This window comes from Thioclava sp. UBA3469 (assembly GCF_002378135.1).
Classification (GTDB): Bacteria; Pseudomonadota; Alphaproteobacteria; order Rhodobacterales; family Rhodobacteraceae; genus Thioclava; species Thioclava sediminum.
This window is the reverse complement of sequence record NZ_DFRG01000259.1, coordinates 1-12,397: the sequence shown is the minus strand read 5'-3', so window position 1 is coordinate 12,397 and position 12,397 is coordinate 1. Positions and strand designations below refer to the sequence as shown.

Annotated in this window: 9 protein-coding genes; 2 read left to right on the top strand and 7 right to left on the bottom strand. The window is 65.0% G+C overall.

Translation table 11 applies throughout. The features are described 5' to 3' along the window. A partial coding sequence (locus B3D39_RS19090) for an autotransporter domain-containing protein (RefSeq protein WP_286789962.1) occupies positions 1-4,108 on the top strand: 4,108 nt, incomplete at its 5' end. 174 nt (positions 4,109-4,282) lie between these two features. Here B3D39_RS19090 and B3D39_RS19085 read toward each other — a convergent pair. After that, positions 4,283-6,547 (bottom strand): adenosylcobalamin-dependent ribonucleoside-diphosphate reductase, encoded by a 2,265-nt coding sequence (locus tag B3D39_RS19085; protein WP_286789961.1) that lies wholly within the window; start codon positions 6,545-6,547, stop codon positions 4,283-4,285. A gap of 159 nt (positions 6,548-6,706) precedes the next feature. Here B3D39_RS19085 and B3D39_RS19080 point away from each other — a divergent pair, with 159 nt between their 5' ends. Then, entirely contained in the window at positions 6,707-7,132 is a 426-nt protein-coding gene (locus B3D39_RS19080) for a DUF1489 family protein (protein WP_078547697.1), read from the top strand. Here the strand turns inward: B3D39_RS19080 and B3D39_RS19075 are convergent. The 6 genes from B3D39_RS19075 to B3D39_RS19050 all read right to left on the bottom strand — a co-directional run. Further along, on the bottom strand, positions 7,129-7,449 hold the full coding sequence (locus tag B3D39_RS19075; RefSeq protein ID WP_078601754.1) for a hypothetical protein: 321 nt from the start codon (positions 7,447-7,449) through the stop codon (positions 7,129-7,131). The two genes, B3D39_RS19080 and B3D39_RS19075, sit on opposite strands and share 4 nt — an antisense overlap. A gap of 128 nt (positions 7,450-7,577) precedes the next feature. Continuing rightward, positions 7,578-9,185: a glucose-6-phosphate isomerase gene (gene pgi / locus B3D39_RS19070; protein ID WP_274963741.1), complete on the bottom strand. Its 1,608-nt coding sequence runs from the start codon at positions 9,183-9,185 to the stop codon at positions 7,578-7,580. Positions 9,186-9,201: 16 nt separating this feature from the next. Continuing rightward, positions 9,202-9,873, bottom strand: a complete 672-nt coding sequence (gene pgl, locus B3D39_RS19065) for a 6-phosphogluconolactonase (protein ID WP_274963742.1) — start codon at positions 9,871-9,873, stop codon at positions 9,202-9,204. Continuing rightward, positions 9,870-11,324 carry a glucose-6-phosphate dehydrogenase gene (gene zwf / locus B3D39_RS19060; RefSeq protein WP_274963743.1) on the bottom strand — a complete coding sequence of 485 codons (1,455 nt, stop codon included), beginning with the start codon at positions 11,322-11,324 and terminating at the stop codon, positions 9,870-9,872. The genes pgl and zwf overlap by 4 nt, the downstream gene beginning before the upstream one ends. A 106-nt stretch (positions 11,325-11,430) precedes the next feature. Next, entirely contained in the window at positions 11,431-11,931 is a 501-nt protein-coding gene (locus B3D39_RS19055) for a DUF2478 domain-containing protein (RefSeq protein ID WP_274963744.1), read from the bottom strand. A gap of 64 nt (positions 11,932-11,995) precedes the next feature. Continuing rightward, positions 11,996-12,397 (bottom strand): RSP_2648 family PIN domain-containing protein (locus B3D39_RS19050; RefSeq protein WP_286789960.1); only part of this gene is annotated, 402 nt, incomplete at its 5' end.

Here is a 12,397-nt window from a genome sequence, read left to right as displayed (position 1 = left end):
CTTCACCGTCACCGCGACGAATTCCGTCGGTACGAGCCCGGCTTCCAGCCCCTCGAACGCGGTAACGCCGAAGGCGGCGCAGACCATCACCTTCGCCAATCCGGGCGCGCAGACCTACGGCACCTCGCCGACGCTGAGCGCAACCGCTTCGTCCGGCCTGACGGTCAGCTTCTCTTCGACGACAACCGGCGTCTGCACGATCACTTCGAGCGGCGCTCTGACCTTTATCTCGACCGGCACCTGTACGATCGACGCCGATCAGGGGGGCGATGGCACCTATAACGCCGCCCCGACCGTCTCGCAGAGCTTCGCCGTGAACGCGGTCGTGCCAAGCGCACCCACAATCGGCACCGCGACGGCAGGCGATAGCCAAGCCGAGGTCAGCTTCACCCCGCCCGGTTCCGACGGCGGCGCGACGATAACCGGATACACCGTGACCTCCACGCAAGGTGGGCTCACCGGAACCGGGACTGGCTCACCGATTACGGTAACGGGCCTCACGAACGGCACCAGCTACAGCTTCACCGTCACCGCGACGAATTCCGTCGGAACGAGCCCGGCCTCCAGCCCCTCGAACGCGGTGACCCCGAAGGCCGCTCAGACGATCACCTTCGCCAATCCGGGCGCTCAGACCTACGGCACCTCGCCGACGCTAAGCGCAACCGCTTCGTCCGGCCTGACGGTCAGCTTCACGTCCTCCACGACGAGCGTCTGCACGATCACCTCGAGCGGCGCTCTGACATTCGTCTCGGCGGGCACCTGCTCGATCGACGCCGATCAGGCGGGCAATGGCAGCTATCTTGCGGCGCAAACCGTCACGCAGAGTTTCACGATCAACCCGACCACGGCTCCTCCGCCGACGAATGTCACAGCCGTCGCCGGCGTCGAGAGCGCCACCGTGAACTTCACCCCACCCACCGATACCGGGGGCGCGCCGATCCAGGATTACACAGTGGTGTCTTCACCTGGAAACAAAACCGCGAATGGCACCGGCACGTCGATCACCGTCAACGGATTGACCGCCGGTACGGCTTATACGTTCACGGTCAGCGCCGATAACGGCTACGGATCGGCCGGGTTCTCAGCGCCCTCGAACAGCGTCACGCCGACGGCGGGCCAAACCATCACTTTCGCCAATCCGGGTGCGCAGGATTACGGCACCTCGCCGACGCTGAGCGCAACCGCGTCCTCCGGCCTACCGGTCAGCTTCTCTTCGACCACCACCGGTGTCTGCACCATCACCTCGGGCGGCGCGCTGACCTTCGCCTCGACCGGCACCTGCTCGATCGATGCCGATCAGGCGGGCGACAGCACCTATAATCCCGCGCCGACCGTCTCGCAGAGTTTCGCCGTGAACGCGGTCGTACCGGGCGCGCCGACGATCGGCACCGCGACGGCGGGAGATGGGCAGGCCGAGATCAGCTTCACCCCGCCCGCCTCCGATGGCGGCGCGACGATCACCGGATACACCGTGACCTCCTCGCCGGGTGGCTTCACCGGAACCGGGACCGGCTCGCCGATCACGGTGAACGGCCTCACGAACGGAACCAGCTACAGCTTCACCGTCACCGCGACCAACTCTGCGGGCACCGGCCCGGCCTCGGCCGCGTCGAACAGCGTCTCGCCGCTGGCGGCGCCCACCGCGAATGCCGTGAGCCTCACCGTAGGATATGGCTCGACCGACACCGCGGTGCCGCTGAATTTCTCCGGCGGCGCGGCGACATCGGTCACGGTCGCCTCCGGGCCCAGCCACGGCTCGACCAAGGTGAGCGGCACCACGATCAGCTATACGCCCACGGCGGGCTATCACGGCGCGGACAGCTTCACCTATACCGGCACGAACGCGACGGGCACCTCCGCCCCCGCGACGGTCACGATCACCGTCTCGGCGCCCACCTTCACCGTCACCTCGGGCGCGCTGTCGGATGGGCAGGTCGGCACGAGCTACTCGGCCACGCTGAGCGTCTCGGGCGGCACCGGACCCTACACGTTCGACACGGCGGCGAAGACCGGTTCGTTCCCGCCGGGGCTGTCGCTCTCATCCACCGGGACTCTCAGCGGCACGCCCAGCGCCAATGGCAGCTACAGCTTCACCGTAAGCGGCCATGATTCAAGCACACCGAATGCGAGCTTCCAAAGCACCACGATCACCATCGCGATCCAGCGCGCCGCCCCCACGATCACCGCGATCAGCCCGGCACAGGGGTCGGCCAGCGGCGGCACCTCCGTCACGCTGACGGGGAGCGATTTCACCGGCGCGACGGCGGTCAGCTTCGGGGGGAAGGCCGCGAGCGGCTTCACCGTCAATTCCGACAGCCAGATCACCGCGACCGCGCCTTCGGGCACCGGCACGGTGCATGTAAGCGTGACCGCGCCGGCCGGCACCTCGAGCGCCACCAGCGCGGATCAGTTCGCCTATCTGTCAAATGTCGCGACGCTCTCGGCGCTGAGCGTGAGCCAGGGCACGTTGAGCCCCGTGTTCAGTTCGGGCACGAGCGGCTATTCGGTGGACCTGCCCTATGGCACGGGCTCGATAACCGTCACGCCGACGGCCACGGATAGCGGCGCGAGCCTCACCGTGAACGGCAATGCGACCGCCTCGGGCAGCGCCTCGGCGCCAGTCTCGCTGGCGACGGGAGCGAACACGATCACCGTGGCCGCCACCGCAGCCGATGGGATCGCGACGCAGAGCTACACGATCACCGCCACCGTGGCGCGCCAGACCGATACGATCACCTTCGCGCCGGTCAGCTCTCCGGTGCGGATCGGCAGTGCGCCTTTCGCAGCAACCGCGACGGCGAGCTCTGGCCTGACGGTGACGCTGAGCAACGCGACGCCGTCGGTCTGCACGCTCAGCGGCGCTGTGGTCACGCCGGTCGCGGCGGGTAGCTGCCAGATCACCGGCACGACCGCCGGCAATGCGAGCTACGCGCCGGGCAGCGCCACGCTGACGGTTCTGGTCGAGGTGGCCCCCGATCCGACACAGGATCCGGATGTGATCGGGATCGTGACCGCGCAGAACACGATGGCGATGCAATTCGCCCGCACGCAGATCGGGAACTTCTCCTCGCATCTCGAAGCGCTGCGCGACGGCAATGGCCTGCGCGACAGTTTCGGCGCGCGTCTCGGCATTCCCAGCGTGACCCGCGCGCGCGGTTTTGCCGACCCGGTCGATCCGTTCGAGAACCAGACCGGTCGCACGCCCGCGCCGAGCCGAGGGGCTACGCGTGGCGCAGCTCCCACGCCGACCCCATCCGTCTCGACCAGCGGCGCCTCCGAAAACCTGTTCGGCCCGCAAACCGCGATCTGGACGGCGGGCACGCTGAACCTGACGAAGGACGGCGCGATCGACCTCCATAGCAACGGGCTCAGCGCGGGTCTCGACTACCAACCCAGCGCGGACGCGATCCTCGGGCTCGGGCTCGGCTATGGCAACGGTCGCTCGGATATCGGCAGCGATGGTTCGAAGACCAGTGGGCATAGCGTGAACGCGGTGGTCTACGGGACCTTCCGCACCGGCGAACGCGGCTTTGTCGATGTGCTGGCGGGCTATGGCACACTGGGCTTCGACAGTCGCCGCGCGATCTCGGGCGGGCCGGATATGGCCTACGGTTCGCGCGATGGCTCTCAGGTCTTCGCACAGGTCCGCGCGGGGATGGAGTTCCGGCAGGATAACTGGATGCTCTCGCCCTATGCGGGGATGCAGGTGATCTCGGGGCATCTGAATGCCTTTACCGAGCGCACTGCGGACCCGGCCGATGCGCTGAGCTTCGACCGTCAAAGCTTCGGCTCGACCCAGCTCGACTTCGGCCTGCGCGGCGGCTTCACCCGAAAAACGAGCTTCGGGACGGTCTCGCCGAACTTCCGGCTGGAATATAACCGGGTGATGAACCGCGATATCGCCGCGGGGATGAGCTATGCGGATCTGGTGAACGGCTCGCAATATGTGCTGAACCTGCCGCAATCCGATCAGGACCTGCTCACGATCGGGCTGGGCACGAATATCGCCTTCGAGGGGGGCACGCAGCTCAGCATCGACCTGCGCAACACCTCGGGGTCGAACAGCCACAGCAACAGCATCTCGCTGAGACTGTCCAAGCAGTTCTGACGCGGGAGACAGGCGAAAACCAAACGGGGCGAGGATGTGTATCCTCGCCCCGTTCCTGTTTCAGCCTGACGCCTTGGGATCATTCATAGACCAGCTTGGGCGGCTCGTGCGCAGGCTTATGCTTCCGCCTGCGCACTCATTTGCTTTTTCTGGTACTGCTTCAACTCACCCGGCTCAGCCGCATTTGGAGTGGCCGCAATCGGCGCAGGTCATGCAGCCTTCGACCATCCGCAGGGCGTAGGAGCCACAGGACGGGCAGGCTTTGCCGCGGGGGGCTTCGCCGATGGCCATGCGGTCGGCCTCGGGGTCGGATTTCAGACCCAGCCCTTCGCCTTCGAGGAAGCCGATAGAGATCATGTGACGCTCGATCACGCCGCCGATCGCCGCGAGGATCGAGGGGATGTATTTGCCCTGCATCCAGGCCCCGCCGCGCGGATCGAACACGGCTTTGAGCTCCTCGACCACGAAGGACACATCGCCGCCGCGCCGGAACACCGCCGAGATCATCCGCGTCAGCGCCACGGTCCAGGCGAAATGCTCCATGTTCTTCGAGTTGATGAAGACCTCGAAGGGACGGCGGTGACCGCCTTGGACGATATCGTTGATCGTGATGTAGATCGCGTGCTCCGAGCCCGGCCACTTGATCTTGTAGGTCGAGCCTTCGAGCGCCGCGGGACGATCCAGCGGCTCGGTCAGGTAGACCACATCGGCGCCTTCATCGACTTCCGGCGCATCTTCGGAGGTCTCCGACACGCTGAGCACCGAGCCGGTCACGTCGTTCGGACGGTAGGTGGTGCAGCCTTTGCAGCCGGTGTCCCAGGCTTCCATGTAGACCGATTTGAACGCCTCGAAGGGGATATCCTCGGGGCAGTTGATGGTCTTGGAGATCGAGCTGTCGATCCATTTCTGCGCCGCGGCTTGCATGCGCACGTGATCCATCGGGGCAAGCGTCTGGGCGTTGACGAAATAGTCGGGCAGCGGTTTGTCCCCGAACTTGTCGCGCCACATCTGCACCGCGTAATCAACCACTTCTTCCTCGGTGCGCGAGCCGTCGGGCTGCAGCACCTTGCGCTTGTAGGCATAGGCGAAGACCGGCTCGATGCCCGAGGACACGTTGCCCGCATAGAGCGAAATCGTCCCGGTCGGCGCGATCGAGGTCAGCAGCGCGTTGCGGATACCGTGTTCGCGGATCGCCTCGCGCACGTCGTCATCCATCTGCATCATGTTGCCCGAGGCGAGGTATTTCTCGGCATCGAAGAGCGGGAACGGACCCTTCTCCTTGGCCAGATCGACCGAGGCGAGATAGCTCGCCCGCGCGATCTGCTTCATCCAGGCTTCGGTCTGCGCGGCCGCCTCTTCCGAGCCATAGCGCAGACCAAGCATCAGAAGCGCGTCGGCGAGACCGGTCACGCCCAGCCCGATACGACGCTTGTTCTGCGCCTCTTCGCGCTGTTGCTCCAGCGGGAAGCGCGAGGCGTCGACCACGTTATCCATCATCCGGATGGCAAGGCGCACCATCTCGTCGAGCTGCTCCGGGTCCAGACCCGCATCTGCCTCGAACGGGTTCGTCACGAGCCGCGCGAGATTGATCGAGCCCAGCAGGCACGCGCCATAGGGCGGCAGGGGCTGCTCGCCGCAGGGGTTGGTCGCGGCGATCTGCTCGACATAGTTGAGGTTGTTCATCTTGTTGATGCGGTCGATGAAGATCACGCCCGGCTCGGCGTAGTCATAGGTCGCGCGCATGATCTTGTTCCACAGATCGCGGGCGTTCAGCGTGTGATAGACCTTGTCGCCATATTTCAGATCCCACGGACCATCGGCCTTCACGGCCTCCATGAAGGCGTCGGTCACCAGCACGGACAGGTTGAACATCCGCAGACGGGCCGAATCCTGCTTGGCGGTGATGAAGCTCTCGATATCGGGGTGATCGCAGCGCATCGTCGCCATCATCGCGCCGCGACGCGAGCCTGCCGACATGATCGTGCGGCACATCGCATCCCAGACATCCATGAAGCTCAGCGGACCGGACGCATCGGCGGCAACGCCTTTCACCTCGGCCCCACGCGGGCGGATGGTGGAGAAGTCGTAGCCGATTCCCCCGCCCTGCTGCATCGTCAGCGCGGCTTCCTTCAGCATGTCGAAGATGCCGCCCATGTTGTCAGGGATCGTGCCCATGACGAAGCAGTTGAACAGCGTCACCGCGCGGCCGGTGCCGGCACCTGCGGCGATCCGGCCCGCGGGGAGATATTTGAAATCTTCCAGCGCGCCGTAGAATTTCTCTTCCCATTTCGCGGGCTTATCCTCGACCTCGGCCAAGGCGCGCGCGATCCGACGCCAGCTATCCTCGACGGTCGCGTCGATCGGGGTCCCGTCCTGTTCCTTCAGACGGTATTTCATGTCCCAGATCTGTTCGGCAATCGGGGCGGCAAAACGGCTCATGAGGTCCTCGCTGGCAGCAGTTCGAGTGAGGTAAAAATCGAGCGCCCCCTCCGCATATCGTGCGTCGGGGGCGGGCTGACACTATACCTAAGGCCTCTTCGCATGACCAGACGCAAATCGGACATTGCCGTCGCGGGAGCGAAAACCTAATTAAGGGGCATGGGTGACAAAGTGGTGAATCTGATCAAGCTTTGCGTCGGCGCCGAGAAGGTCGAGGACCTGATCGCGTGGCAGGCCAGCCGCTATGGCAAAGGCCCGGCCATGCATGTGACGCGCATGTGGCCGAAACGCGCGGACGAGATCCTGAATGGCGGGTCGCTGTACTGGGTCTTCAAGGGCGCGGTGCTGGCACGTCAACGCATTCTGGAACTGTCCGAAGTGATGGGCGCGGACGGGATCGCGCGCTGCGCGATCGTGCTCGACCGCGAGGTTGTCCGCACCGAGGCCCTATCGCGTCGCCCGTTCCAGGGCTGGCGCTACCTGAGCCCCGATGATGCGCCCCGCGACTTGCCCAAAGGTCGCGACCGCGAAGAGGCCCTGCCCCGCGAGCTTGCCGTGGCGCTGTCGGAAATCGGCCTGCGTTAAGAGGCGAGCCAGCTTTCCGCCTCTCCTTGCGCGGTGAAGATGCGAAATGCGCCGCCCTCGCCCTGCATGCTCGCCTCGGAGCGCATATCCTCCGGCACGACCAGCGCACAGCGCCCAGCCTGACCGTCTTCGCAGCTTTGACGCAGCCCGCCGATCAGTTCCGCCATGTAGCCATCGAAGCGCGGCGCGACGACCACCATCATCCGATCCGCGGCCCCGACGAGGCGCATCGCCTCGGTCACATCATGTTTAAGAACAGTGCCGGAGGCGATCAGACCGACCACACCTGCGGGGCTTTTCTCCATCGACTCGATCATCGTGGAATTCCTTTGTTCGAACACCAAAAGGCGAGGCGCTGCGCCCGCCTATAAGCTGAACGGAAGGATGATCGGCGCGGTTCCGGCCACAGGCGCGACCGTTACCACACCGTTACCACGTGGCAGGCTCAGCCACGCAGCGATTGCACCCGCGCGACAAGCTGCCGGGTGGAGCCGTCCTTGCCCTCGCCCGCATCCTCGCCCTTCAGCACCGGCGCCAGCGCCAGCGCCAGCTCCTTGCCAAGCTCCACGCCCCACTGATCGAAGCTGTTGATGCCGAGAATGACGCCCTCGACGAAGACACGGTGCTCATAAAGCGCGACAATCCCGCCGAAGACCTCGGGGGTCAGTTTCGGATAGAGCAGCGTGGTCGACGGGCGCGAGCCCGGAAAGACGCGGTGCCGCGCCTGACGGTCCAGCTCGTCTCCCTCGAAGCCCTTCTTGCGCATGATCTCAGTCGCTTCAGCCAGCGAGCGCCCGCGCATCAGCGCCTCGGATTGCGCCAGACAGTTGGCCACGAGCAGCGTATGCTGATGCGCCAGATCGGGCTCATGCCCCTCGGCTGCGACCATGAATTCGCACGGAATGACCCGCGTGCCCTGGTGGATCAGCTGATAGAACGCGTGCTGGCCGTTGGTGCCCGGCTCGCCCCAGACGACGGGGCCGGAATTGTAGGGCAGGTCCTTGCCATCCATGCTGACGCGCTTGCCGTTGCTCTCCATCTCCAACTGCTGGAGATAGGCCGGCAGCCGTGCTAGCCGTTGATCATAGGGCAGAACCGCGCGCGTGGCATAGTCGCAGAACTGGTTGTGCCAGATGCCGACCAGCGCCAGCAGCACCGGCAGGTTGTCCTTGAATTCGGCCTTGCGGAAATGCGCGTCCATCGTGGCCGCGCCCTTCAGGAACCCCGCGAAACCCTCCGACCCGATCGCGATCATCAGCGACAGCCCGATCGGCCCCCACATCGAATAACGCCCGCCGACCCAATCGGCGAAGCCGAAGACGCGGGCCTGATCGATCCCGAAGGCGGCGGTCTTCTCAGCCGAGGTCGAGAGCGCCGCGAATTGCTGCGCCGGGTCCGCGACCTTCTCGGCCATCCACCGCTTCGCGGTCTCCGCATTGGTCATCGTCTCGATCGTGGTGAAGGTCTTGGAGGCGACGATCACCAGCGTCGTTTCCGGGTTCAGACCGGCCAGCGTGTCATGGATATGCGCCCCGTCCACGTTGGAGACGAAATGGCAGCGCGGTCCGTCGTGATAGGGCGCAAGCGCGAGCGTCGCCATCGCCGGGCCCAGATCCGAGCCGCCGATGCCGATATTCACCACATCGGTGATCTTGCCGCCCTGCCCCGTGAACTTGCCCTCGCGGACATCGCGCGCAAACGCTTCCATCCGGGCATAGGTCGTGCGGACCTCGGGCATGACGTTCTCGCCATCGACGAACACGTCCGTCTCGAGATTGCGCAGCGCGGTATGCAGCACCGCGCGGCCCTCGGTGTCGTTGATCTTCTCACCGGTGAACATCGCTTCGGCACGGGCCGCGACCTCCTTCTCCTCGGCCAGCTTCACCAACAGATCGAGCGTCTCCGCATCGATATTGGTCTTGGAGAAATCGAACAGAAACGGCCCGGTTTCGCGGCTGAACCCCGCAGCGCGATTACCCTTTTCGAACAATTCTCCGATTTCGCGGGATTGTACGGATTGCGCCTTGTCGAGGAGGTCTTGCCAGATGGTCATCGCTTGCTCTGCCCAGTTATTCAGCCCAGTGAACGGTCGCGTCCTTGAGAACGGCGCGCACCGGCGCCTGTTCCACAGGGAGCCTTTCGGCTTTTTCGATCGCCTCGCGCTTCTCAGCGCCGGTGATCAGGATATGCGTATACATCGCGTCGCGCAGCACGGGCGCGGACAGGGTGATACGCGGCTCGCCCGCAGCTTCGGCCCGCATCGGCAGCAAGATCGGCGCATCGTTCGACAGCGCCTCTTTCAGCCGGTCGGCACCCGGGAACAGGCTCGCCGTGTGCATATCCGAGCCCATGCCCAGAAGCAGGACGGAGATCGGCAGATGCGGCGCGATGCCCTCGGCTAGTTCTTCCATCTTGTCCTCGGGACGCTCCGCCTCGGCATAAAGCGGCACGAGCGTCGCCGCCGCCGCGCGGCCCTTCAGGAGCCGCGCATGGATCAGGCGCGTATTCGAACGCTCCGAGCTTTCGGGCACCCAACGCTCGTCATTGAGGAGCACCGCGACCTTGGACCAGTCCAGATCAATGTCGGAAAGAATGTCGAAGATCGGTCCCGGCGTGGAGCCGCCGGGCACCGACAAGGTCGCGCGGCCCTCGTTGTTGATCGCTGCGCGCAACTGGCTCGCGATGCGGTCCGCAAGCCCCATCATCAGCATCTCGCGATCGGGATAACTCTCAAAATTCATTCGCGAATCTCCCGCCAGCGGCGTCCGTCGCGATGCATCAGCATCAGCGCGTCATCCGGCCCCGACGCGCCGCTGTCATAGGTTTGCGGCTTGTCGCCACGCGCCTCCCAGCCCTCGATGATCGGGTCGGTCCAGGCCCAGGCGGCCTCGACCTCGTCACCGCGCATGAACAGCGTCTGGTTGCCGCGGATCACATCCATGATCAGGCGTTCATAGGCGTCGGTGATGTCGGCCTCGTCGCCCAGAGCTTCCGCGAAGGACATGTCGAGCGGCACCTGCACGAGGCGCATCCCGCCCGGCCCCGGCTCCTTGATCATCATCTTCAGGTTCATGCCCTCATTGGGCTGCAGCCGGATCACCAGCACGTTCTCGCGCCACTCGCCCTCGGCGTCGTCGAAGATCTGGTGCGGCGGCTCTTTGAAGGTAATCGCGATCTCGGATGTACGCGCGCGCAGCCGCTTGCCGGTGCGCAGATAGAAGGGCGTGTTCACCCAGCGCCAGTTCGCGACATGGCATTTCATCGCGATATAGCTCTCGGTCGTCGACTCCGGGTCCTCGGCATCTTCAAGATAGCCGGGCGCATCCTTGCTGGCCGCGTATTGGCCGCGCACGATATCGGCGGGCTGGACGGGCTGGAGCGCGCGGATCACCTTGAGTTTCTCGTCGCGCACCGCATCTGGATCGAAGTGGTAGGGCGGCTCCATCGCGATCAGGCACAGAAGCTGCATCATGTGGTTCTGGACCATGTCGCGCATCGCGCCCGACTTGTCATAATACGACCCGCGACCGCCCACACCCACCGTTTCAGCCACGGTAATTTGCACATGATCAACAAATTGGCTGTTCCAGAGCGGTTCGAACAGGATGTTGGCGAAGCGCACAGCCATCAGGTTCTGCACCGTCTCTTTGCCGAGATAATGGTCGATCCGGTAGATCTGCGTCTCGTCGAAATACTCCGCCAGCGCCGCATTGAGCGCCTTGGCCGAGGCGAGGTCGCGCCCGAACGGTTTCTCGACCACGATCCGCGCCTCCGGCCCCGCGATACCGCGCGTGTGGAGGCGCTCGGCCAGATCGCCGAACAGCGCCGGTGCCACCGAGAAGTAGAACGCATTGACGGTGTCGTCGCGGACTTTCGACTTCAGATCGTCCCAGCCGCCATCGCCTTTCGCGTCGATCGCGACATAGTCGAGCATCGGCAGGAAGCCGTCCAGCGCGCCTTCGTCGTCGCATTTATTGCCGCCGAATTCGGCGATCGCGGCGCGGGTCTGGTCGCGGAATTCCTCTGCGGTCATCTCCGAGCGCGCAGCCCCGATAATGGTGGATCCTTCGGGAATTTGACCGGCGCAATAGCGGCGAAACAGGCCGGGGAGAATTTTGCGATTGGCGAGGTCGCCAGTGGCGCCGAAAATCACCAGATCGAAACGATCGACGGGAATGACGCGCGAAACCATGGGCTGCTCCGTGTTTGGGGTCCGTTAGCGCTAACGACCCCCTTTTACTCACCTTACCTGAACAAGTCTAGCATGGGAGCGACACGAGACAACGCGAGGGCGCAGATTAAGCGCTCTCACGCGAAAGAAACGCCTCAAGCGCCTGAATTTCCGGCACGATTTCTTCGGCCATACCATCTGCGAAAGTCATGAAATCGGCACGCGTTTCGGGCGGAACGGACAGAAGCACCGGAAAATCGGAGGCCATCGCCTGTGCGATCAGGTCTCGACACCCGCGCCCTGCGGCCTCCTGTTTGCCGAATTTGTTGAGGATCACGATGGCGCCCGGTGGCGCCGTTTCGAGCGCATGACCGACCTGGGCGACGACCTCTTCGAGCGCGCCCGCATCTAGCGAACAGGCCCCCGCGCCCTGCCCCAGATCCTGCGAGATCGTGCGGGTTTCGCCCTCGGGCAAAAGGCGCAGATGCATCTCGCATTCGAAGCGCTGCGGCACCTCGGCGCGCACCATGCCGATCACGTCGCGCCCTTGCGACAGCAGCCTTTCGGCGAGCTGGGCAAGGAGCTTGTCGGCCGCGCCGCGCTCTTGGCATGTGATGAACCCGATCATTGCGCCTGTTTGGCGAGGCTTTCGCGGGCGGTCAAGGGGCGACACCCGGACACGCGGCGCGAGATCACGCCGCCAGCGCCTTGCCGAAGCGCGGCAGCCGCGCACGTTTCATCAGCGCCCGGATCGGCTGAGGCTCGCCCGACAGGCGCTCGGCTTCGGAACGGACGGCCTCGGTGATGGCGCGCATCTGCTCGGGATGTTCGGACAGAAGCTGCCAGAGGAAGCCGTCCGGATCGCGCCGCTCCAGCCCCTCGCCCGCCAAGGTCCCGCGCGGAAAATCCTGCGCGTTGAAGGTGAGGATCCCATCGGCACTGCCCGCGATCGCCACCGCCAGCACATGAAGGTCATTCTCGTCGGGCAGCACCAGCCGCGCCTCGATCCCCGGCTGGGCGGAAATCTCGGCTTTCGGGAACCCCGCCCGCAGCAGCGCGATCTCGCCGCGCGCGATGGCCTCGTCGGCAGGCGC

Bases quoted from the DNA above. Each gene is read 5' to 3' on its own strand.
- B3D39_RS19080 (WP_078547697.1), top strand. From the start codon at position 6,707: ATGGGTGACAAAGTGGTGAATCTGATCAAGCTTTGCGTCGGCGCCGAG.
- pgl (WP_274963742.1), bottom strand. From the start codon at position 9,873: ATGAATTTTGAGAGTTATCCCGATCGCGAGATGCTGATGATGGGGCTT.
- B3D39_RS19055 (WP_274963744.1), bottom strand. From the start codon at position 11,931: ATGATCGGGTTCATCACATGCCAAGAGCGCGGCGCGGCCGACAAGCTC.
- zwf (WP_274963743.1), bottom strand. From the start codon at position 11,324: ATGGTTTCGCGCGTCATTCCCGTCGATCGTTTCGATCTGGTGATTTTC.
- pgi (WP_274963741.1), bottom strand. From the start codon at position 9,185: ATGACCATCTGGCAAGACCTCCTCGACAAGGCGCAATCCGTACAATCC.
- B3D39_RS19085 (WP_286789961.1), bottom strand. From the start codon at position 6,547: ATGAGCCGTTTTGCCGCCCCGATTGCCGAACAGATCTGGGACATGAAA.
- B3D39_RS19075 (WP_078601754.1), bottom strand. From the start codon at position 7,449: ATGATCGAGTCGATGGAGAAAAGCCCCGCAGGTGTGGTCGGTCTGATC.